23 protein-coding genes and 2 tRNA genes are annotated in these 21,680 nt (G+C 40.0%); 14 read left to right on the plus strand and 11 right to left on the minus strand.

The features are described from left to right. The first annotated feature begins 5 nt into the window (after window positions 1-5). The 11 genes from BDD30_RS14605 (at window position 6) to BDD30_RS14655 (ending at window position 6,809) form a co-directional block, all read left to right on the plus strand. Complete coding sequence (locus BDD30_RS14605; protein ID WP_012776694.1) at window positions 6-728, plus strand: Imm52 family immunity protein; 723 nt, start codon at window positions 6-8, stop codon at window positions 726-728. Window positions 729-773: 45 nt separating this feature from the next. Further along, a complete protein-coding gene (locus tag BDD30_RS14610) occupies window positions 774-1,040 on the plus strand; it encodes a PAAR domain-containing protein (RefSeq protein ID WP_041381513.1) in 267 nt (88 codons plus the stop codon). Window positions 1,041-1,120: 80 nt separating this feature from the next. Then, the gene (locus tag BDD30_RS14615) at window positions 1,121-1,888 is read left to right on the plus strand and encodes a Tox-REase-5 domain-containing protein (protein ID WP_012776692.1); all 768 of its coding nucleotides are present in this window, start codon (window positions 1,121-1,123) and stop codon (window positions 1,886-1,888) included. Between the two features lie 12 nt (window positions 1,889-1,900). Next, window positions 1,901-2,623, plus strand: coding sequence for an Imm52 family immunity protein (locus BDD30_RS14620; protein WP_012776691.1), 723 nt, complete (start codon window positions 1,901-1,903; stop codon window positions 2,621-2,623). A 45-nt stretch (window positions 2,624-2,668) separates the two neighbouring features. Beyond that, entirely contained in the window at window positions 2,669-2,935 is a 267-nt protein-coding gene (locus BDD30_RS14625) for a PAAR domain-containing protein (protein WP_041381511.1), read from the plus strand. 80 nt (window positions 2,936-3,015) lie between these two features. Next, window positions 3,016-3,792: a restriction endonuclease fold toxin 5 domain-containing protein gene (locus BDD30_RS14630; RefSeq protein ID WP_012776689.1), complete on the plus strand. Its 777-nt coding sequence runs from the start codon at window positions 3,016-3,018 to the stop codon at window positions 3,790-3,792. Window positions 3,793-3,804: 12 nt separating this feature from the next. Next, window positions 3,805-4,527: an Imm52 family immunity protein gene (locus BDD30_RS14635; protein ID WP_012776686.1), complete on the plus strand. Its 723-nt coding sequence runs from the start codon at window positions 3,805-3,807 to the stop codon at window positions 4,525-4,527. A gap of 46 nt (window positions 4,528-4,573) precedes the next feature. After that, window positions 4,574-4,840 carry a PAAR domain-containing protein gene (locus BDD30_RS14640; protein ID WP_012776688.1) on the plus strand — a complete coding sequence of 89 codons (267 nt, stop codon included), beginning with the start codon at window positions 4,574-4,576 and terminating at the stop codon, window positions 4,838-4,840. Window positions 4,841-4,994: 154 nt separating this feature from the next. Next, window positions 4,995-5,822 (plus strand): restriction endonuclease fold toxin 5 domain-containing protein, encoded by an 828-nt coding sequence (locus BDD30_RS14645; RefSeq protein WP_049795181.1) that lies wholly within the window; start codon window positions 4,995-4,997, stop codon window positions 5,820-5,822. A gap of 12 nt (window positions 5,823-5,834) precedes the next feature. Continuing rightward, window positions 5,835-6,557 (plus strand): Imm52 family immunity protein, encoded by a 723-nt coding sequence (locus tag BDD30_RS14650; protein ID WP_012776686.1) that lies wholly within the window; start codon window positions 5,835-5,837, stop codon window positions 6,555-6,557. Between the two features lie 45 nt (window positions 6,558-6,602). Then, window positions 6,603-6,809 carry a PAAR domain-containing protein gene (locus BDD30_RS14655; RefSeq protein WP_231849180.1) on the plus strand — a complete coding sequence of 69 codons (207 nt, stop codon included), beginning with the start codon at window positions 6,603-6,605 and terminating at the stop codon, window positions 6,807-6,809. 100 nt (window positions 6,810-6,909) lie between these two features. Here the strand turns inward: BDD30_RS14655 and BDD30_RS14660 are convergent, their stop codons facing one another. The 7 genes from BDD30_RS14660 to BDD30_RS14690 form a co-directional block, all read right to left on the minus strand. Continuing rightward, complete coding sequence (locus tag BDD30_RS14660) at window positions 6,910-8,175, minus strand: NupC/NupG family nucleoside CNT transporter (protein ID WP_197535161.1); 1,266 nt, start codon at window positions 8,173-8,175, stop codon at window positions 6,910-6,912. A 301-nt stretch (window positions 8,176-8,476) separates the two neighbouring features. Further along, window positions 8,477-9,250, minus strand: a complete 774-nt coding sequence (locus BDD30_RS14665; RefSeq protein WP_012776683.1) for a metal-dependent hydrolase — start codon at window positions 9,248-9,250, stop codon at window positions 8,477-8,479. 4 nt (window positions 9,251-9,254) lie between these two features. After that, a complete protein-coding gene (locus tag BDD30_RS14670) occupies window positions 9,255-10,322 on the minus strand; it encodes a patatin-like phospholipase family protein (protein ID WP_012776682.1) in 1,068 nt (355 codons plus the stop codon). A gap of 181 nt (window positions 10,323-10,503) precedes the next feature. Continuing rightward, complete coding sequence (locus BDD30_RS14675; protein ID WP_012776681.1) at window positions 10,504-10,881, minus strand: BON domain-containing protein; 378 nt, start codon at window positions 10,879-10,881, stop codon at window positions 10,504-10,506. A 315-nt stretch (window positions 10,882-11,196) separates the two neighbouring features. Then, on the minus strand, window positions 11,197-12,786 hold the full coding sequence (gene prfC / locus BDD30_RS14680; protein ID WP_012776680.1) for a peptide chain release factor 3: 1,590 nt from the start codon (window positions 12,784-12,786) through the stop codon (window positions 11,197-11,199). 134 nt (window positions 12,787-12,920) lie between these two features. Next, complete coding sequence (rimI, locus tag BDD30_RS14685; RefSeq protein ID WP_012776679.1) at window positions 12,921-13,388, minus strand: ribosomal protein S18-alanine N-acetyltransferase; 468 nt, start codon at window positions 13,386-13,388, stop codon at window positions 12,921-12,923. Further along, complete coding sequence (locus BDD30_RS14690; protein WP_012776678.1) at window positions 13,357-13,770, minus strand: DNA polymerase III subunit psi; 414 nt, start codon at window positions 13,768-13,770, stop codon at window positions 13,357-13,359. Before BDD30_RS14690 ends, rimI begins: the two co-directional genes overlap by 32 nt. 128 nt (window positions 13,771-13,898) lie before the next feature. Here BDD30_RS14690 and rsmC point away from each other — a divergent pair, with 128 nt between their 5' ends. The 3 genes from rsmC to BDD30_RS14705 all read left to right on the plus strand — a co-directional run bounded on the left by rsmC (window position 13,899) and on the right by BDD30_RS14705 (window position 15,463). Next, on the plus strand, window positions 13,899-14,924 hold the full coding sequence (gene rsmC, locus BDD30_RS14695) for a 16S rRNA (guanine(1207)-N(2))-methyltransferase RsmC (RefSeq protein ID WP_012776677.1): 1,026 nt from the start codon (window positions 13,899-13,901) through the stop codon (window positions 14,922-14,924). A 317-nt stretch (window positions 14,925-15,241) separates the two neighbouring features. After that, window positions 15,242-15,328: transfer RNA gene (locus tag BDD30_RS14700), tRNA-Leu, on the plus strand. Window positions 15,329-15,376: 48 nt separating this feature from the next. After that, window positions 15,377-15,463, plus strand: a tRNA-Leu gene (locus tag BDD30_RS14705). Window positions 15,464-15,515: 52 nt separating this feature from the next. Here BDD30_RS14705 and BDD30_RS14710 read toward each other — a convergent pair. The 4 genes from BDD30_RS14710 to attM form a co-directional block, all read right to left on the minus strand. Next, window positions 15,516-15,782: a DUF1435 family protein gene (locus BDD30_RS14710; protein WP_012776676.1), complete on the minus strand. Its 267-nt coding sequence runs from the start codon at window positions 15,780-15,782 to the stop codon at window positions 15,516-15,518. A gap of 280 nt (window positions 15,783-16,062) precedes the next feature. After that, window positions 16,063-18,195 (minus strand): SGNH/GDSL hydrolase family protein, encoded by a 2,133-nt coding sequence (locus BDD30_RS14720; protein ID WP_041381509.1) that lies wholly within the window; start codon window positions 18,193-18,195, stop codon window positions 16,063-16,065. A gap of 30 nt (window positions 18,196-18,225) precedes the next feature. Beyond that, window positions 18,226-19,998, minus strand: coding sequence for a carbamoyltransferase family protein (locus BDD30_RS14725; protein ID WP_012776673.1), 1,773 nt, complete (start codon window positions 19,996-19,998; stop codon window positions 18,226-18,228). A 736-nt stretch (window positions 19,999-20,734) separates the two neighbouring features. Beyond that, the gene (gene attM / locus BDD30_RS14730) at window positions 20,735-21,526 is read right to left on the minus strand and encodes an AttM family quorum-quenching N-acyl homoserine lactonase (RefSeq protein WP_197535149.1); all 792 of its coding nucleotides are present in this window, start codon (window positions 21,524-21,526) and stop codon (window positions 20,735-20,737) included. Window positions 21,527-21,680 lie beyond the last annotated feature (154 nt).

Below are 21,680 nucleotides of genomic sequence, written 5' to 3' on the forward strand. Positions count from 1 at the left end.
TCAACATGGCAATAATTTGTTTAAAAATAAATGCGTATTATGAGCAGCAAGAAACTATTACCGTCAACACAGCGCTGACGGGCTTATTTAATATCACACGACAAATCGATATTTTCTTTGGACAAAAAAAAACCTGGTACTTAACCGGTTACTCCCGAAAGCAAGCATTGCAACATGTTGTGTTTGATGAACAAGGACCAACCGAAGTTGCTATCAAAGACTTTGAAAGAAATTATAAGAAAAATTTTCCGTCACTGATTACTGGCATATGGGATGGGGAGAAGGATGAATTATCCTGTGGTATCAGTTATAGAAAAATGTCAAGTGTACGTCCTAATTGGATTTGGTTGACACTCGATCTAAGCATTAATTCTAACCAGTTGAATATATTCAAGTTGATTGATTTAATTAAATATTTGGCTATCAGTTGTGATTGTCCTTATATTCAAGTTGAAACTAACAGTTATACATTATCTCAACATAATGTTTTCCCTGATCGTCTCAGTGTCGGTTGGATGCTTTACCAACCCAGAATAATTGATCAATCCTGTCTTCCTATGGCAGAAGACGTACTTCCCATTTATCAAAACGATCAGCAAATTGGCACATTAATTATCACCAAAAAAGGGATTTTTGATGGTGAAAATCAGGATGATATTGATAAATCCAATGATGTTGAAATTCAGTTGCTCAATCTGGGATTGCTGCCATTAATTACTGAGATTTAAGGGCAACGATATTATTTTCTAATGGTAAAACAATGGAGAACTTTAATGTCAAAGGCTGTTATCCTGCTGGGTGATACAACAGATCATAGCGGTAAAGTGATTACCGCCATTGACCAATATACTTACAATGGTATTTCCATTGCAGGTAAAGGGGATCAGGTCGAATGCCCCCAATGCAAAGGGGTTTTTCCTATTATTGAAGGTGCTGACTCTCTGCAATATCAGGGAAAATCCATTGCACTTGACGGAATGCAAACAGCATGCGGGGCAAGATTAATTGCCCGTCAGTATAAATTTACACTTGTCAGTTAATGAGAGTTTTATTCGCAACATTTAAACCTCTGGTTTAAAGATTCATATTGCAAAAAATAAGATAAATAGGAGGAGTTAATATGCCTATACCTTTATTAGTTCCGGTTGCCGCAGGGGCCGCTGAATATGTTATTACTGCCTGCACCGGGGTATTAATTGCGGTTGGTGTGATGGAAGCAGGAAAAAAGAGTTCAGTAGAAGAAGATGACAACATTATTCGGCATCAGAAAACGGATTTTGTAATAAGCCCTGAAATCACGGATCAAGATCGCAATATCGTCTGGAGCGCAGAAGCCCACGCCGATTTTTGGGAAGATGATGATTTGGATGATGGTCCGGTTGATGCCTCTGCAGTTCAAACCCAAACAGCGGCCAAAACGGAAGAATGTGAAAGTACAGAAAAGCAGAAAGCGTGCGAAGAATGTCTGGCTATTCCGGTGACAAGTGAAAAATATCGCAAGGTCAATCGCTGGAGCGCCATTACTATTAACTATCAGCGATTTATTGCCAAAACCCGGTATGACCCGGTGGCACAAATAATTCAGGAGTTTCAGTGTCTGAAAGTGACGTTTGATGGCTGGCAGCCTAAGCGTTGTTTATTTCTTGAGGCTAAGGCTCGGTATGACCAGTTTTTTATTAGTGAGGATGAACCTAAGGGTTGGTGGAAAGGCATTAATTCTGCCAGAAATCAAGCTATCAAACATCAAACTGTTTGTGATGTTCTGAAAGGTACACCTCATGTTGAATGGCATTTTTTACAACCAATCAGTTATGCGTATTTTAAGGTAGAATTTAGTGAACATAAAAATATTAGTGTTCACTATACTCCCTGCGACAATTTAGTTTAATCCGAGGTCAACATGGCAATAATCCGTTTAAAAATTAATGTTCGGTATGAACAACAGGAAACCATTACACCCCATACCGCGCTAATGGATTTATTTCACACTACACGGCAAATTGATATCTTTTTTGGAAAGAAAAAAAGCTGGTATTTAACCGGTTACTCCCGAAAACAGGCTTTGCAACATATTGTGTTTGATGAACAAGGGCCAACCGAAGTTGCTATCAAAGACTTTGAAAAAGATTATAAGAAAAATTTTCCAATACTCATTACTGGAATATGGGATGGTGAAAAGGATGAACTATCCAGTAGCATTAGTTACAAAAAAATGCGACGTATCAGTCCTAACTGGGTTTGGTTGGAAATGAACTTAAGAATTGACAGTTCTCAGTTTGAGATATCCAGATTAATTGATCTTATTAAATATTTAGCATCTAGCCGTACCTCTCCTTATATTCAAGTCGAAAACAACGGCTATACCGTAAAAGGTAGGCAGGTTTTCCCTGACCGTCTCAGTGTCGGCTGGATGCTTTACCAACCCAGAATAATTGATCAATCCTATCTTCCTATGGCAGAAGACGTACTTCCCGTTTATCAAAACGATCAGCAAATTGGCACATTAATTATCACCAAAAAAGGGATTTTTGATGGTGAAAATCAGGATGATATTGATAAATCCAATGATGTTGAAATTCAGTTGCTCAATCTGGGATTGCTGCCATTAATTACTGAGATTTAAGGGCAACGATATTATTTTCTAATGGTAAAACAATGGAGAACTTTAATGTCAAAGGCTGTTATCCTGCTGGGTGATACAACAGATCATAGCGGTAAAGTGATTACCGCCATTGACCAATATACTTACAATGGTATTTCCATTGCAGGTAAAGGGGATCAGGTCGAATGCCCCCAATGCAAAGGGGTTTTTCCTATTATTGAAGGTGCTGACTCCCTGCAATATCAGGGAAAATCCATTGCACTTGAAGGAATGCAAACAGCATGCGGGGCAAGATTAATTGCCCGTCAGCATAAACTTACGTTTGTCAGTTAATGAGAGTTTTATTCGCAACATTTAAACCTCTGGTTTAAATATTAATATTGCAAAAAATAAGATAAATAGGAGGAGTTAATATGCCTATACCTTTATTAGTCCCGGTCGCCGTAGGTGCTGCTGAATACGTTATTACTGCCTGCACCGGAGTATTAATTGCAGTTGGTGTGATGGAAGCAGGAAAAAAGAGTTCAGTAGAAGAAGATGACAACATTATTCGGCATCAGAAAACGGATTTTGTAATAAGCCCTGAAATCACGGATCAAGATCGCAATATTGTCTGGAGCGCAGAAGCCCACGCCGATTTTTGGGAAGATGATGATTTGGATGATGGTCCGGTTGATGCCTCTGCGGTTCAAACACAAGCAACGACCAAAACAGAAGAATGTGAAAGTACAGAAAAGCAGAAAGCGTGCGAAGAATGTCTGGCTATTCCGGTGACAAGTGAAAAATATCGCAAGGTCAATCGCTGGAGCGCCATTACTATTAACTATCAGCGATTTATTGCCAAAACCCGGTATGACCCGGTGGCACAAATAATTCAGGAGTTTCAGTGTCTGAAAGTGACGTTTGATGGCTGGCAGCCTAAGCGTTGTTTATTTCTTGAGGCTAAGGCTCGGTATGACCAGTTTTTTGATAGTAAGGGAAAACCTAAAAGTTGGTGGAAGGGGGCAAAATCAGGAAAAAAACAGGCTGAGAGACACCAAACAGTCTGTAATGCATTAGATAATATGCCTCATGTGGAATGGCATTTTTTACAACCCATAAGTTATAAATATTTTAAGGCACTATTTATTGAACATAAAAATATTAGTGTTCATTACACACCCTGTTCCGATTTAATGATAACAGTTTAATTCGAGGTAAATATGGCTATAATTCGTATAGAAATCAATGTGCGTTATGAACAACAGGAAACTATTACTGTAAATTCAGCGTTAATGGATTTGTATTTTATTACACGACAAATAGATATATTTTTTGAAAAGAAAAAAACATGGTACTTAACTGGTTACTCCCGAAAAGAGGCATTAAAACATGTTGTGTTTGATGAACAAGGTCCAACGGAAAAAACAGTGAGTTATTTTGAAAAATCTTATAAAAAAGATTTTCCGTCACTCATCGAAGATATGTGGGATGGAGAACAAGATGAGATAGCTAGTAGTATTAGTTATAATAAACTATCTACTAGAGGCCCTAACTGGGTCAAGTTAGAACTGAACCTAAAAATTGACAGCAACCAGCTTAATATTTCCCGGTTAGTTGAACTTGTCAAATATCTAGTGAACAGTCGTGATTTCCCCTATATTCAAGTTGAAACCAACGAATATACATTACAGAATAAACAGGTTTTCCCTGACCGTCTCAGTGTCGGCTGGATGCTTTATCAGCCTAGAATAATTGATCAATCCTGTCTTCCTATGGCAGAAGAAATACTTCCCATTTATCAAAACGATCAGCAAATTGGCACATTAATTATCACCAAAAAAGGGATTTTTGATGGTGAAAATCAGGATGATATTGATAAATCCAATGATGTTGAAATTCAATTGCTCAATCTGGGACTGCTGCCATTAATTACTGAGATTTAAGGGCAACGATATTATTTTTCTAATGGTAAAACAATAGAGAACTTTAATGTCAAAGGCTGTTATCCTGCTGGGTGATACAACAGATCATAGCGGTAAAGTGATTACCGCCATTGACCAATATACTTACAATGGTATTTCCATTGCAGGTAAAGGGGATCAGGTCGAATGTTCCCGATGCAAAGGAGTTTTTCCTATTATTGAAGGTGCTGACTCCCTGCAATATCAGGGAAAATCCATTGCACTTGAAGGAATGCAAACAGCATGCGGGGCAAGATTAATTGCCCGTCAGCATAAACTTACGTTTGTCAGTTAATGAGAGTTTTATTCGCAACATTTAAACCTCTGGTTTAAAGATTCATATTGCAAAAAATAAGATAAATAGGAGGAGTTAATATGCCTATACCCAATAGATTTCAAGTTGCAGCGCGGCGGCAAATGAGCGCATCCCCAGGAGCATAGATAACTATGTGACTGGGGTAAGTGAAAGCAGCCAACAAAGCAGCAACTTGAAAGATGAAGGGTATATACCTTTACTGGCCCCGGTTGCTGTAAGTGCTGCTGAATACGTTATTACTGCCTGCACCGGAGTATTAATTGCAGTTGGTGTGATGGAAGCAGGAAAAAAGAGTTCAGTAGAAGAAGATGACAACATTATTCGGCATCAGAAAACGGATTTTGTAATAAGCCCTGAAATCACGGATCAAGATCGCAATATTGTCTGGAGCGCAGAAGCCCACGCCGATTTTTGGGAAGATGATGATTTGGATGATGGTCCGGTTGATGCCTCTGCGGTTCAAACACAAGCAACGACCAAAACAGAAGAATGTGAAAGTACAGAAAAGCAGAAAGCGTGCGAAGAATGTCTGGCTATTCCGGTGACAAGTGAAAAATATCGCAAGGTCAATCGCTGGAGCGCCATTACCATTAACTACCAGCGATTTATTGCCAAAACCCGGTATGACCCGGTGGCACAAATAATTCAGGAGTTTCAGTGTCTGAAAGTGACGTTTGATGGCTGGCAGCCTAAGCGTTGTTTATTTCTTGAGGCTAAGGCTCGGTATGACCAGTTTTTTGATAGTAAGGGAAAACCTAAAAGTTGGTGGAAGGGGGCAAAATCAGGAAAAAAACAGGCTGAGAGACACCAAACAGTCTGTAATGCATTAGATAATATGCCTCATGTGGAATGGCATTTTTTACAACCCATAAGTTATAAATATTTTAAGGCACTATTTATTGAACATAAAAATATTAGTGTTCATTACACACCCTGTTCCGATTTAATGATAACAGTTTAATTCGAGGTAAATATGGCTATAATTCGTATAGAAATCAATGTGCGTTATGAACAACAGGAAACTATTACTGTAAATTCAGCGTTAATGGATTTGTATTTTATTACACGACAAATAGATATATTTTTTGAAAAGAAAAAAACATGGTACTTAACTGGTTACTCCCGAAAAGAGGCATTAAAACATGTTGTGTTTGATGAACAAGGTCCAACGGAAAAAACAGTGAGTTATTTTGAAAAATCTTATAAAAAAGATTTTCCGTCACTCATCGAAGATATGTGGGATGGAGAACAAGATGAGATAGCTAGTAGTATTAGTTATAATAAACTATCTACTAGAGGCCCTAACTGGGTCAAGTTAGAACTGAACCTAAAAATTGACAGCAACCAGCTTAATATTTCCCGGTTAGTTGAACTTGTCAAATATCTAGTGAACAGTCGTGATTTCCCCTATATTCAAGTTGAAACCAACGAATATACATTACAGAATAAACAGGTTTTCCCTGATCGTCTCAGTGTCGGCTGGATGCTTTACCAACCCAGAATAATTGATCAATCCTGTCTTCCTATGGCAGAAGAAATACTTCCCATTTATCAAAACGATCAGCAAATTGGCACATTAATTATCACCAAAAAAGGGATTTTTGATGGTGAAAATCAGGATGATATTGATAAATCCAACGATGTTGAAATTCAGTTGCTCAATCTGGGATTGCTGCCGTTAATTACTGAGATTTAAGGGCAACGATATTATTTTCTGATGGTAAAACAATGGAGAACTTTAATGTCAAAGGCTGTTATCCTGCTGGGTGATACAACAGATCATAGCGGTAAAGTGATTACCGCCATTGACCAATATACTTACAATGGTATTTCCATTGCAGGTAAAGGGGATCAGGTCGAATGTTCCCGATGCAAAGGAGTTTTTCCTATCATAGAAGGAACCCACACTCTGCAATATTTAATGAAGTTGACATCCTCCCCGCCCTAAAGAGGCTGTCGCAAAAGGACGGGGTTTTACGGCGCATCGGATAAACCGGCAGGAAAATTGATAGCAGGCGGGATTATCCCACCTGCATATTGCAATAAAGCTACAGAGCCAGGAAGAATCCGGCAATGGTTGCACTCATCAGGTTAGATAATGTGCCCGCTATAACAGCTTTCATACCCATACGAGCAACATCTCCGCGACGGCTTGGCGCCATACCGCCCAAACCACCCAACAGAATAGCCACGGAAGAAAGGTTAGCAAAACCACACAGCGCAAAGGAGATGATTGCTTTGGTATGCCCTGACAGAACCTGCAAACCAGACGCGGCAACCACATCATCCGGTTTCAAATAGGCACCAAAGTTCATAAAGGCAACGAATTCATTCACAACCAGTTTTTGGCCGATGAATGAACCTGCAACTGTTGCTTCATCCCATGGAACACCAATCAGGTAAGCAATTGGCGCACAAATCCAGCCCAGCACCAATTCAAGAGAAAGTTGTGGGTAATCCCACCACGCACCGATGCCACCTAGAATACCGTTGACCAACGCAATCAAGGCAACAAACGCCAACAACATTGCACCAACGTTCAGAGCTAATTGCATCCCAGCTGCAGCGCCAGAAGCGGCTGCATCAATGATGTTAGCAGGGCGGTCTTCTTCCGCAACCAGTGACATTGCATCAACGGTATCGCAGGTTTTTTCAGTCTCAGGCACTATCAGTTTAGCGAACAACAAGCCACCTGGTGCCGCCATAAAGGACGCCGCAATCAAATAATCCAAAGATACGCCCATTGATGCATAGCCAGCCAACACCGAACCCGCAACGGATGCCAAGCCACCACACATAACCGCAAATAATTCAGACTGGGTCATCGTCGCAATATAAGGACGAACAACCAACGGTGCCTCAGTTTGACCCACGAAAATGTTGGCTGTCGCAGATAAGGATTCTGTACGTGAAGTTCCGAGAACTTTTTGCAGGCCACCACCCAATATTTTGATAACGAGCTGCATGAGACCAATGTAGTACAGAACAGCAATCAATGAAGAGAAGAAAACAATAATAGGCAGTACACGCAAGGCGAAAACAAAACCATCACCACCAAATAGTTCAAGCATTCTGGGGGAAACTAACCCTCCAAAAATAAAATCCATTCCTTTCTGACCATATTGGATAACACTGGAAACTCCCTCAGACATACCCACTAATATTTTCTTACCCGCGGGAACGTAAAGTACAAAAGCACCGATAGCGATCTGAATCAAAAAGGCACCAAGGACAGTACGAAGTTTAATAGCGCGATAGTTACTGGAAAAAAGTACTGCGATCAAGATCAGCACTACCATCCCGACCAGGCTCATAAAGAGTTGCATTGGAAGAATCCCTGTTCACTTAATAATAAATTAAATATGTCAGTTGAATGTAAATCGTTCACTGACGCTAAGTCGGCGCTGATTATACTCAGTCATCGGAATGAACCAGCAACCTACATCACAAATACCTACTGAAAAAAGCAATGAAAAAACAAAAAACGTGATCGGCATCACAAAAAATTACAGAGATAATCTGCAATAAGATAATTTGATCGATAAGATGGCGAAATAAAAAACAATCAAGAGATGATTATCAGGTAAGCGTAGTTAAAGTTTTATGATGTTCCACTCAACAATTTAACCCAAATAATTCCATACCATTATTATAGAGCTGGCGAGCAATTTCATCAGGGGATTCACGACGAAGTTCACATAACGAAGTAAAAACCCCAGCAATTCTTTCCGGTCGGTTAGGCTCACCTTGAAACCCGGAAAGCGGCATATCGGGTGCATCTGTTTCCAAAACCAGAGAAGTTAGAGGCAATTCAGCGACTACATGACGCGTTTTCTGTGCTCTTTCATACGTAATAGTTCCTCCTACCCCGATGTAATATCCCAAACCTACAAAAGCCTCCGCCTGAGATAAACTCCCGGCAAATCCGTGAACGACTCCGGTACGAGGAAGATTAATTTTTCTCAGGATCGCCGCCAGTTGATCATGACTTTTTCTAGAATGAAGCATAACCGGTAATTCATACTGTTTTGCTAACCGCAATTGAGCACACAGTAATCTTTCCTGCACTGCAAACTGAGGTTCAGCCATATAGAGATCGAGGCCAATCTCTCCGACAGCCACCAATTTTTCATTTTTTTGCTTCAATAATCGTTCCAGATCTGCAAGATGTGATTCCTGATGTTCGTTGATATAAAGAGGATGCAAGCCCAGCCCTGCATAGATCTCTGAATAATTACGAGCTAGTTCAAATACCCGTTGCAAATTTTGCCCACTGACAGCAGGTACAATAATTTTATCCACACCAACCTGAGCTGCCTGTTGCAAACTCTGCCGTTCGTCATCACAAAATGGTGGAAAATCAAAATGGCAATGGGTATCAATAAACATGAAGCTATCCGTTATTAATCTGCTGTTCTGGTGACTCGACTAACGTAGCCGATGGCTTAACCGAATCGCCACTTTTTACACTCTGGTGTAAAAAGTTACGGTTCAAATTATAATTTTTACGCTCAGCAATACCGAACTTATTATCCACAAACGCGTGACCAACTGTTGCTAGAAAATAGCGACCACAACGACGACCAAGATGATAATCCTTATTTAGTGCAGGCAAACGGCTACCTAATGCGCTAGCAGCTAATGGAGCAGGCGGATAGATTTCAAAAATCTGCACATCATCAGGTGGATTCTCAATAAATTTTTGAGTGCGGTAGTAGCTTTTCGCATGTTGTTGTAACATCCGCACCATCTTTTGCAGGCTACTATCCCCCAACCAGTGTTCCATCCGTTTCACCCAATCAGGCGTGTAATAGAGCTGGGAAGGAACTGTGCGGATCACCACTATGGTATCGGCTCCACGGCGATAAGCTTCTTCCACCGGAATGGCATCGCTGATACCACCATCATAATAAACAACGCCATTGATAGTGACACCGTTGCGATAAAACCCAGGAATTGCACTTGATGCCTTAATCACTTGCAGCCAGTTTTTCTCATCAGGATGAAAATAGGTAGGTTCAAAATTATCTGCACGACACGCACACATATAAAATTCACAGCCAGCCTCAAATTTGCGTAAAGCTGCCGGAATATCCAACGGAAGCTCTTTAGACGCCGTGTCTACAAACCAGTCTAAATCAACTAAGTGACCACCACGAACAAAACGCAGAGGATTGAAGAAAGCAGGATTTGTTGTATAGCGACTGATAGCCCGCCGAGCATATCCACGTTGTCCACAGATATAAGCTGAAAGGTTCTGAGCCCCTGCCGAAGTACCAAGTAACAGATCAAACGGGTTAAATTCAACGCGCATAAATTCATCCAGCACACCGGCGGTAAAAATACCGCGTTGCCCTCCCCCTTCACAAACAAGCGCAATTTTTCCAAATTTAACAGGCGATTTATATTTATAGGATAATAAATCAATATTTCCCAAAGTTATCGGTATACGTTTCCCCACACAGCCCCCAAGAAAATAAATGACGGATAGAGAGCATAACTTGGGGAGTTATTATCCGTCATTATATTATGGTGCTAAGCAGTCAATATTTTGATGAAAGACCCCTGGTGAGGGCGCATATCTTGTTAGTACAACTAAAATTTGTTGGATGGGAAGCAACCACCCAAGACAAAGAAATATATTATTTTTTTATGGTTAAACCATTTTGAATAGATTTGACCCCTTTCATTTTAGCGATAACAGCTAAAATTTTCCTGGATTGTTCCTCACTTTTCACAAAACCAGAAATATAAACAACTCCTTTTTCTGTTTTTACAGAGATGTCATTACTGCTGATACCCCTTTCTGCCAACAGCTCACTTTTAATTTTTGCAGTGGTCGCACTATCTCCCACATAGCCATCAACACTTTTCATTGAATCATCAATTTTTTGACCAGCACTGTCAAATGCTTGTGTCGCTTTATTTTTAAAAGACTCTTCCGCCAGCACATTACCACTGACCAAGGCTGTACCTAAAACAACAGCCATCAACGAGTGAGTCAATTTAACATTCTTCATCTTATACCTTCCTTCTGTCGGTCAGATTTCTGAATCTATAAAGCCATTCAAACTGTCTTTGTACAAAGTAATCTAAACGTAATCTAAACAAAATGACAATTCGTATTAGAACTAAAAACGGCTTATTACTTCCAACAGCTAAGCTAAATTGGAAAATAAAAACACCGATACAGTAAAGACCGGGAAATAATAACAGGAAAATAAAGCAAAGCGCTATAAAATAAGACGAATATTGCCGACTAAATTATAAATTATTCTTGTGTTACATATATTTTTGTAAAGAAAAAGGCTAACCTATTGTTAGCCTTATAAATATTAATGCTCTCGTGTCTTACGAAAATTAACATCAGGGTAACGTTCACCAGTAAGATTCAGATTGACCATGGTTGGTGCAATATAGGTTAAATTGTCACCACCATCGAGCGCCAGGTTCTGTTCATTCTTACGTTTAAACTCTTCCAATTTTTTAGCGTCATGGCATTCAACCCAACGCGCAGTCGAAACATTTACTGGTTCATATAAAGCTTCAACGTTGTATTCGCTTTTTAGACGAGCAACAACAACATCAAACTGTAGAACACCCACAGCCCCTACAATTAAGTCATTGTTCATCAGAGGACGAAATACCTGTACCGCACCTTCTTCAGATAATTGAACCAACCCTTTCAATAATTGCTTCTGTTTTAGAGGATCACGCAGGCGAATGCGACGGAATAATTCTGGCGCAAAGTTAGGAATACCCGTAAATTTCAGATCTTCCCCTTGGGTAAAGGTATCGCCAATCTGGATTGTGCCATGGTTATGCAAGCCGATAATATCGCCAGGGTAAGCATGATCAACATGAGAACGGTCACCTGCCATAAATGTCAGCGCATCAGAAATAACAACATCTTTCTTAATTCTTACCTGATGCAACTTCATGCCTTTTTCATATTTACCTGACACCACACGCAAGAAAGCCACACGGTCGCGGTGTTTTGGGTCCATATTGGCCTGAATCTTAAAAATAAATCCGGTAAATTTATCTTCTTGAGCAGAAACTGCGCGGACATCGGTCTGACGAGGCATTGGTGCAGGTGCCCATTTAACCAAACCATCCAGCATATGGTTAACACCAAAGTTACCCAATGCAGTACCGAAAAATACAGGTGTCAGTTCACCTTGCAAAAATGCCTGATGATCAAATTCATGGGAAGCGCCCTGCACTAATTCCAGTTCCTGACGCAATTGCTCAGCCAGATCTTCACCAATCGCAACCTCCAATTCAGGATTATTCAGCCCTTTGATAGCACGGACTTCCTGAATAGTGTGCCCTTGTCCAGTCTGATAGAGGTACGTTTCATCAAGATAAAGATGATAAACCCCTTTAAAAGACTTACCGCACCCAATCGGCCAAGTGATTGGGCAACAAGCAATATTCAATTCATTTTCCACTTCATCCATCAGTTCCATGGGATCACGGATATCGCGGTCAAGCTTGTTCATGAACGTTAGAATCGGGGTATCACGCAAACGGGTCACTTCCATCAATTTACGTGTACGATCCTCAACCCCTTTTGCGGCATCAATGACCATCAAGCAACAGTCAACAGCCGTCAGTGTCCGGTAAGTATCTTCGGAGAAATCTTCATGTCCTGGTGTATCAAGCAAATTAACCAAGCAATCCTGGTAAGGAAACTGCATCACCGAAGTCGTAATGGAAATACCACGTTGTTTTTCCATCTCCATCCAGTCAGATTTCGCGTGCTGATTTGAACCGCGACCTTTCACCGTACCCGCTTTCTGAATCGCCTGTCCGAACAACAACACTTTTTCAGTGATGGTAGTCTTCCCTGCATCAGGGTGAGAAATAATTGCAAAAGTTCGCCGTTTAGCGACTTCTTGCTGAAAAGGGGAATTTGACATCTATAGAATCTTCTGCTTTGTATACGGGCTTGTACTCAACATCAGGCGCTTCCCCACCAGGAAAACAGTTTCCAAACCCATGGATGAATAAAAAAATTGGCGCTTATTTTCGCTGAAATTGGTGCTATAAACAATCAATCAATTTCATTGCACCAATCAGAAAATAACGGCAATGCCATAATAATGGCATCTTCTTTACCTGTTGCAGTAGGATAGTAATTCTTACGCACCGAGACTTGATTAAAGCCTAGCTGTTCATACAATCGGATAGCGGAATGGTTCGATCGTCTTACTTCAAGCCATAAGGTATTCATTCCTTTACCAGGCAGAACGGATATTAAATACTCCAGTAATGCTTTACCGTAACCTTTCCCCTGATAGTCAGGATGAACAGCAATATTGAATAATGTTGCTTCATCTAATACCAACTGGACGATAGCAAAGCCAATAAGTTGTTCATTAATTTCTATTTTATAATTCAAATACCGCTCGCCCTGATTACTGAAAAACGTTTTTTCATTCCACGGGAATGCATGACTGGCTTTCTCAACCAGAAAAGCAGACGGGAGATCAGCGGGAGTTAATAGAGAAATGTTGTTCATATTGAGAAATCTGCTGCCAAAGAGAACGTTTTGCCTGTCCATCACAATATAAATCATTTAATGCAGGGCTTCTCAAAGAAATTCCTTGCCATGATAGTGTAATATCTACGCCCAGCAGCCAACATGGGCACTTAACCTGTTCCGGTAACATCGTAACATTGTCCGATGTAATGCAGTAAACAGAGGATTTATTCAGCCCCATAGCTGTAAAAATATCTATTAATAATGAATTAGTTAAATCAATGTGGTCATTGGTAATAATTAACAGACGGGTGGCATCAGGTAGGTGAACAGCCAATTCACCTTGTAAAACCGCAGGGTTACGTAAGGTCCATTGGGTAATCCCCAATTGAGCTAATAACCTGTCGCGCCGGGTTACCATATCTATTCACCTGCTGTAAAAAATAACAGTAATATGTTATCAGAGGCCACTATCCGCGCCAATATTGGGTTTTAGATTTATCATTCCCTGACACTTGAGCACAGAAGTATGAAGGAGCTTATAGACAAATGTCTGCGTTAACCCCCGCTAGTGAAGTTATTTTGCGTCACCGTGAGCAATTTTGCTCTCATCACTTACTGTTCGCCGGTGATATTCAAGACACACTGGCAACCCAAATTGATGCTGCCAGTGTGCGAGTGCACACTAACCAATATCATCACTGGCAATCACTGATCCGTACTCTGGGTGATAATGCCTGGTTCGGTCTGGTAGCCGAAAAAGCATTTACCCAAGGTTGTGACACCCTGATCTATTACTGGCCTAAAAGTAAGCAAGAAGCTCGCTTTCAATTACGCAGCCTGTTCTCTGTTTTGCCAAAAGGTATCAATATCTTCATTGTCGGTGAAAACCGTAGCGGAGTACGTAGTGTCGACAAACTGATGGACGGCATGGCTACTTTCCAAAAAATCGACAGTGCCCGTCGTTGTAGCCTCTTTTACGGCCAATTAGAACATGAGGTGCTGTTTGAACAGGATAACTGGTGGAATAGTTATCAAGTGGAAAACACCATAGTGAATACTTTACCTGGCGTATTTAGCCAAAATGAACTGGATGTTGGCAGCCGTTTATTACTTTCTACCTTTGACAAACCTCTCTCTGGCAATTTACTGGATATCGCATGTGGTGCTGGCGTCCTGGCTGCCGTATTAGGTAAAAAGAATCCTGAGTTAGCACTTACTCTGAGTGATGTTAACTCAGCAGCTATTGCCTCCAGTAAAGCAACTTTAAAAGCCAATAAGCTGGAAGGTAAAGTTGTTGTCAGCAATGTTTATTCCAATATTGAAGATAAATTCGACTGGATTATCTCTAATCCCCCCTTCCATGAAGGATTAAGAACCAGTTTACTGGCAGCCGATGATTTGATCCGCCAAGCGCCCAGCTACCTCAAACCCGGAGGTAAGCTACGGATTGTTGCTAATGCCTTCCTGCCTTATCCCGATTTACTGGATAAAACTTTTGGCACTCATGAAGTCATTGCTCAGACGGGGAAATTCAAAGTTTATCAGGCAATCAAGGCAATCAAAAGATCCTAACTTACCTACCCTGTCCTTAATCCAAGGACAGGTTATCTTTGATAACAAAACAGTAAATGACGATGATTTTTACGACAATCATGCAACGCTATACCCTACGGATTTCAAGATGCATCGCGACGGCAAGGAAGTGAATCCCCGGGAGCATAGCGAACTATGTGACCGGGGCGAGCGAGTACAGCCAACAAAGAGGCAACTTGAAAGATAACGGGTATATAATAAATAATGATTGACGTCTGCTAAAAAACCTCTAGAATCCGCCACCGTACTTTCAATCAAGGTTGCTCTTTCAATCGAGGTTGATAGTGTCTGAATTTGCGAGGGTGGCGGAATTGGTAGACGCGCTAGCTTCAGGTGTTAGTGTCCTTACGGACGTGGGGGTTCAAGTCCCCCCCTTCGCACCAAATCAGACAACTGCTGATGAGATTCAGCAACAGAAGATAACAGTACCTGCGAGGGTGGCGGAATTGGTAGACGCGCTAGCTTCAGGTGTTAGTGTCCTTACGGACGTGAGGGTTCAAGTCCCTCCTTTCGCACCAATCTGTTCATTTTCCGTATCAATTCACTTCTCTGTTTTTCTTCTGTAAAGCATCAAAAGCAACCAAACCGATGTACTCCAGCCAACAAGGCACATAACACAGCAAATCCTGATGGTATTAACAGGAAATGACGTGACCTCTGATTCAATAGCATCAATAAAGTTAGCAACATTGCGATTACTACACCTATTTTGAACTGCTCGACTCCAGGATTAACTATTATAAATAGCATTCCCGCCAGACTGGATAAACCCACTCCCCACAAGCTGGTCATACCCTGCCAGAAAAGAGATCTTTGTCTTTCTTTAGCTCTTATCATAACTCGCCCTAATACGAATGATAATGATTACCAATATCATATACAAAAAAGTACGAAGTACAACCCAGTTGATCCTCTTTGATCAGATGGTAATGACACAAATTTATGCACAGTCTCTGGCCGTTAACATTAATGACAACATAGCCCCAAAGCATTACCATCCATTTTATAAATTAAATTTATACCCGTTATCTTTCAAGTTGCCTCTTTGTTGGCTGCCACTCGAAATTTATTGGGTATATAAAATGGATGGTAAATTAGACGATATTATAAAACCTATTTATTCTGAATAAGACACTCTCAGCGAAAATAATTCACCAAAAACTGGAAATATTTCAGTCTTTAAACCTTTATTATATCGGGATGATATATTCAATACTTCCTCTTCTTCATCCTGTGCTAATTTAGGCCACTCAAAAGTAATTGTATTGAATCCCGGTTTAGTAAGAGAACCTGGAATAATGAATTGGCGACGAGACCATTCCGATGATGGCGCCATTTCTTCAAGCAATTCACCGTTAATTAGAATCCTAACTTTACTTTCTTCGATATATTTCTTAACTCTGCTGGTAATTGCCATATTGAGATCACGATTACCACTAGTGATCAGCGTAAATGATGATGTTGGCCACCATGATTTAAAATATGGAACGCTTCTTCGCGTATTGACTTCAGGATCTATAGAAACTCTAATAACCGCACTAGCTCGCTCAATATATTGAGGTTCAGTCAAATCCACGCCGTATTTAAGTTGGTCGATATAACTCTTTTGATAATATTCTTTCAATACATGACCATGGCGACCGTACTTATTAAGTATTTCACAAATTGCGTCAATCGTTTGCGCATCTGTGCCTGGTGATGTTTGAGCAATATAAAAATCGTGTGGAGAATTGACAAGTTCAAGTAGCTTTTGTCCTGCTCGACTTAGACTAAATCCTGCGCCTTTCTCACAACTTCTGGCTTTAACATAAAGCTCCATAATATCCAGTATTTCAGCCGAGTGTTGAACAGCTTTATCGAATAACTTAACTACTCGCCTTCTTTCCGCGACTTCATCAATCGGTCGATTAATATGACTGTTGTATAAAGCAGTATAAAAATAAGAAACAGCTAAATCATATGAAGATACATTTAAATCAATGGCTTCTCTTGCCATAACCTCCCAGTTGACATCTTGCTTATCTTTTCCATGATTAATTAACCATTCTGCTACAGAAGACATCGCAACTTTGAAACCTTCTGGTGTCATATGGCAGTAATCAAAAAAAAGTGCATCATCTAACAGACTCGTACCCAAATACTTAGTGAAATAATATTCTAGATCGATAATTTTGATACCAACGCTTTGTTGGAAAATACGCTCTTTAACAAATGAGGGAGTATTTGGGAATGATGTTACAAGATCATACATTAACGCATAGCTACATTCTGCGTCTAAATATGGCTTAGCTTCTTCAGCTCGATTTAACGCAATTAAGCTATTAGCTACAATACGGTTAGAAGTCGCCGCAGCTCCGCCATCAATATCGATCATGCTCAGACCTAATTCTAAAGCCTCGACATACTGCCCACTCATTATTGCTTGTGATGCATGGCGATATAATTCATACCATTCAGCGGTTTTGCCATTACCCAACCAATGAAGTGGCGTTTTCCGCTCCCAATCTGCATAATTGACTGCCGGTAAAGCAAAAATAAATTCAGTACCGCTTTCCTTAGATATTTCATCTATTCTACTTATCAATATTTCGGTATTCTTTTCCAACTTTTCCTTATATTCAACCGCAATACCATTAGGACCTGAATTTGCAAGTACATTGGCATAATTTCTGCGTCTTTCCAACGGTGGATTATGCTCAAATAACACATCTGAAAACCAGTTATTACCCGCAAGGATAACGACATAATCCGGTTGTAATTGTAAGCTTGCCTTACAAGTCTCCAATAGCCCCCCTGCATTCATGCAACTTTTTGCAAGATCGATAACTTCCCATTCGATATTAGTATACCGGTTCAGTAAATGCGCTAATGTTTTGGCTGGCGTAGTATGAGGAGAGAAAAGCATGCCAAGCGCAACAGACTCACCGACAAGGCATACCCTTTTCACATTTTTTGCCTTATTCACCGTCAGCTGCTGCTGTGAACTTTCCCAGAAAATGGAATCAGACTGCTCACGTCTGACAAAAATAATTTCACCATCAATTTTCGCTGGATGCCATGTCCCGATAGCCGTATATCCATCAATATTTTCACTGCATGAAGGAATATTATTAAAAAATTTAGCATCGTTATTGTTTTGATCTTCACTCATTAAATAGATTTGAGCTAATCGCATAACTTCCAAAGCATCTTCTTTATTATCAGAAAGAAACGTTGCTAACTTTTCAGTATTGACGTTAGGTTTATTCATATTATTTTTTCCTAAACACTTAAGTTTATGCTAGATAAAAGTATAAATAGCTTCTATAGCTTGCCCGGTAAATAGATCATTTGATGGCTTAATAAGGCTAAACTCTCTTGCTGCCATCTCAGAAAATGTTTCCGAAAGCATAGAGCGATCAATAATAAAATCTTCCAATACCAAAACATCAATGCCTGAATTACCGAAACACCTGATCGCATCGAGTGGAGTACAAACGATCGGTTCTCCCCTAACATTAAAAGAGGTATTCACTAATATTGGGCAATTCGTCGCGTTATAAAACGCCTTCAGTAAAGAATGAAATTTGGGATTCGTATCAGCGGTAACTGTTTGCGGTCGACAGGAACCATCAACATGAGTAATTGCGGGTAAACTTAAATCTGACGTTACCTGACAAGTTTCCAGCATAAATGGGGTTGGGATTGATAATTCAATATGACTTGCCGCTTCCTCTTCCAAAATAGCTGGTGCAAATGGTCTAAATCCTTCTCTTTTTTTAACTAAGGCATTTAACCGATCTCGCATAGTAGGATCTCTTGGGTCCGCAATAATACTTCGTGCTCCTAAAGCTCGCGGGCCAAATTCCATCCGCCCCTGAAACCAGCCAATGACTTTGCCATTGGTCAGCATTTCAACAATAGTCTGCTCAAAACTTTCTCTATCCTCCCGGAAATCCAAAGCTTCAATCTCCATTGAAGTTAGCATCTCCAATACTTTTTCATTATCAAACTGTGGACCGAGATAAGGATTGGTAAATGGCTCGTCACTGTGTCGTTTTCCCATTATCTCAATATGGGCCAACGCAGCTGCCCCCAAAGCAGAACCAGAATCTCCAGCAGCCGGAGGAATAAAAATATTATTAAATAGACCTGTCCTACGGATAGCATGGGTAGCAACACAGTTTAGTGCCACACCGCCTGATAAGCATAAATTTATGGAATCAACTTTTTCGCGCAAATTATAAACTTGCGCGATGAGAATCTCTTCCAGTACAACCTGCAAACTTTTCGCTAAATCCATGTGATGTTGCAACATCACAGATTCTTGCTCTCTTGGAGGAAAACCAATCAAATCGATAAAAGCATCCGTATACATTCGATTCATTTGGCTAAAGTCAAAGAATTTCATATTCAGTTTAAAACTGAATTTATTCTCCATGCTGAACATTTCTCGTAACTTATCGGTATATATTGGCTTACCATAAGGAGCCAATCCCATGACTTTATATTCACCGCTGAGTACTTTAAATCCCAGATAGTTAGTAATAGTACTATAAAAGAGACCGACTGAATTGGGATATTCGATTTTCTCGAATAAATTAATACTCTCGCCGTGCGCATATCCAAAAGTCGATGTTTCCCATTCACCTACACCGTCGGAAGTTAATATAGCTGCGTCGGTGAAACCAGAAAATAGGTAACTCCCGGCGGCATGAGCTATATGATGATCGTAAAATTTAATCTCTTTCTCATACCCTAATATTTCAGTGATATCACGAAATGGCTTGTGACAATCCAACCAAGGAAGGCCATCGGTAGCAGAAAAGTTAAAATTGGAAGCGAGTTGCCTGGATAACTTTTTATACGGATTTTCATAATAAGCGACACAATCAATATCAGTAATATCTATCCCGCCCTCTTCTAAACAATACCTGAAAGCTCTAACTGGCAATCTAGAATCATTTTTAAATCTAGAAAATCGCTCTTCTGAAGCAGCTGCTACTAATTGACCATCACTGATCAACGCACAGGAAGAATCATGAAAATTTGCAGAAATACCAATTATATTCATAGCATTACACCCTATTTTCGTTGGGGTTAAGAATAAATACGGATCGGGTTACCATTTATTATTTTAAACGAAATAATATTTTTTATTTTCATTTACACACTGCAACATTTTATATATATTTTTACCAAAAAAACAATAACATACCAATACTGATTTAACCGCTATTTATTAGGACATTCAGATTATTAATATACTCAAACATAAGCACTAGAACGAATAATAAATTCAATCAATTAAATTTATTTCCATAATTGATTTTACAATAGAAATAATTGCTAACTTTTACTTGATATAATATTTATTTGAAGTTCATTATCTAAACATTATAATCATTTTTAATTAACAATATCAGTCTCGCACCAAAAATGTAAGCCTTGCTGAGTCAGTTTTGTGATCATTATTAAAACAAAAAATTATAAATCATCACCACTTATCTCTTCACTCCACATGAAAATCAAATACTCACCTCTTCAATAAATTAATATTAATTCATTACTTATAAACAGATTAATAATCACAAGAATAATTAGTCAAATAAATTAAGTAAATTTCTACGTGAAATAGGAATAACATCAATATTAAATTGGTATTTAGACAGTTTAATTGCCAATCAATCATTGCCAAAGGCACACAATTAGCCCATTTTAAAATAGGCTAATTGTGTCAGAGCTAAATAGAAGTATCTGGTTTCTGACTATTTTTTTGACTGTTTCTTACCTCTATTGCGTTACGGAATTTAGTCGTAATATTCCGGTGCCTTACGAAATGTTGGCCAGACATCCGGATCATGTCCCGTTACCACAATCGCATCTGTACGTTCAGCTAAATGCCGTAACTTTTGCACCGAACGCACAGTTTCAACGGTGGATGTGAGGAACCCAGGCAATGCACGTTCTTCCCAATGATCGAGAGTATAAGCAGCATCAACTGTTAACAACAGGCTGCCACTGTTCGGCAGAGTAACCAGTAGTGATTGGTGTCCCGGCGAATGCCCCGGAGTAAATACCGTTTTTAAAATTCCGTCTCCGTAGACATCAAACAAATCATTGCGTTCTCCGTCCAGAAATTCCCACTTCAGCCCAGGACGATCAAAATCCCTGCGAATATAGCCACCAGCAGCAAACCAGTCCGGTGTGTAAGCGTATTCATATTCACGTCGTTGTACAATATGCGTCGCATTAGGGAAGCGTCCTATTGCGCCAGTGTGATCAAGATGAAGATGAGATTGCACCACATAGCGGATATCTGCGGGATCAATCCCCAATTTTTTCACTTGCGCTACACAGCCTTCATCTTCACGCATGACCGGCCAGTAAATTTTTGTGATAGTTCCCCAATAGCCTTCGGGATCGGTTGCAGTTTCAACCGCATTGCCGCCGTCAATCAATGTATGGCCCTTAGGATGAGTGAGTAAAAAAAACGGAATCGGAATTTCATAATTGGCACCATTGCCCTGATTCATCTTAATATTGTGAACCTTACATTTGATGGAGCCAGTTTGCAGCATATACAAGCGAATGTCTGACATAATGATGTTAACCTCATTTATCGGATTTTTTGTAGGATATTTAGAATTTGAAGGCTTGCTGATAGAAGGTCAGTACGTCGGCTTCTTGACCTCTACCGGATTATTCATTAACAACAGACGCATCTGTTTTATAGCATCAGCTACCAACATCGAC

This window comes from Photorhabdus asymbiotica, from assembly GCF_003634575.1.
GTDB lineage: Bacteria > Pseudomonadota > Gammaproteobacteria > Enterobacterales > Enterobacteriaceae > Photorhabdus > Photorhabdus asymbiotica.

Excerpts from the sequence above, each read along its gene's own strand:
- BDD30_RS14605 (WP_012776694.1), top strand. The coding sequence starts at position 6 with ATGGCAATAATTTGTTTAAAAATAAATGCGTATTATGAGCAGCAAGAA.
- BDD30_RS14610 (WP_041381513.1), top strand. The coding sequence starts at position 774 with ATGTCAAAGGCTGTTATCCTGCTGGGTGATACAACAGATCATAGCGGT.
- BDD30_RS14615 (WP_012776692.1), top strand. The coding sequence starts at position 1,121 with ATGCCTATACCTTTATTAGTTCCGGTTGCCGCAGGGGCCGCTGAATAT.
- BDD30_RS14620 (WP_012776691.1), top strand. The coding sequence starts at position 1,901 with ATGGCAATAATCCGTTTAAAAATTAATGTTCGGTATGAACAACAGGAA.
- BDD30_RS14625 (WP_041381511.1), top strand. The coding sequence starts at position 2,669 with ATGTCAAAGGCTGTTATCCTGCTGGGTGATACAACAGATCATAGCGGT.
- BDD30_RS14630 (WP_012776689.1), top strand. The coding sequence starts at position 3,016 with ATGCCTATACCTTTATTAGTCCCGGTCGCCGTAGGTGCTGCTGAATAC.
- BDD30_RS14635 (WP_012776686.1), top strand. The coding sequence starts at position 3,805 with ATGGCTATAATTCGTATAGAAATCAATGTGCGTTATGAACAACAGGAA.
- BDD30_RS14640 (WP_012776688.1), top strand. The coding sequence starts at position 4,574 with ATGTCAAAGGCTGTTATCCTGCTGGGTGATACAACAGATCATAGCGGT.
- BDD30_RS14650 (WP_012776686.1), top strand. The coding sequence starts at position 5,835 with ATGGCTATAATTCGTATAGAAATCAATGTGCGTTATGAACAACAGGAA.
- BDD30_RS14655 (WP_231849180.1), top strand. The coding sequence starts at position 6,603 with ATGTCAAAGGCTGTTATCCTGCTGGGTGATACAACAGATCATAGCGGT.
- BDD30_RS14660 (WP_197535161.1), bottom strand. The coding sequence starts at position 8,175 with ATGAGCCTGGTCGGGATGGTAGTGCTGATCTTGATCGCAGTACTTTTT.
- BDD30_RS14665 (WP_012776683.1), bottom strand. The coding sequence starts at position 9,250 with ATGTTTATTGATACCCATTGCCATTTTGATTTTCCACCATTTTGTGAT.
- BDD30_RS14675 (WP_012776681.1), bottom strand. The coding sequence starts at position 10,881 with ATGAAGAATGTTAAATTGACTCACTCGTTGATGGCTGTTGTTTTAGGT.
- prfC (WP_012776680.1), bottom strand. The coding sequence starts at position 12,786 with ATGTCAAATTCCCCTTTTCAGCAAGAAGTCGCTAAACGGCGAACTTTT.
- rimI (WP_012776679.1), bottom strand. The coding sequence starts at position 13,388 with ATGAACAACATTTCTCTATTAACTCCCGCTGATCTCCCGTCTGCTTTT.
- BDD30_RS14690 (WP_012776678.1), bottom strand. The coding sequence starts at position 13,770 with ATGGTAACCCGGCGCGACAGGTTATTAGCTCAATTGGGGATTACCCAA.
- rsmC (WP_012776677.1), top strand. The coding sequence starts at position 13,899 with ATGTCTGCGTTAACCCCCGCTAGTGAAGTTATTTTGCGTCACCGTGAG.
- BDD30_RS14710 (WP_012776676.1), bottom strand. The coding sequence starts at position 15,782 with ATGATAAGAGCTAAAGAAAGACAAAGATCTCTTTTCTGGCAGGGTATG.
- BDD30_RS14720 (WP_041381509.1), bottom strand. The coding sequence starts at position 18,195 with ATGAATAAACCTAACGTCAATACTGAAAAGTTAGCAACGTTTCTTTCT.
- BDD30_RS14725 (WP_012776673.1), bottom strand. The coding sequence starts at position 19,998 with ATGAATATAATTGGTATTTCTGCAAATTTTCATGATTCTTCCTGTGCG.
- attM (WP_197535149.1), bottom strand. The coding sequence starts at position 21,526 with ATGTCAGACATTCGCTTGTATATGCTGCAAACTGGCTCCATCAAATGT.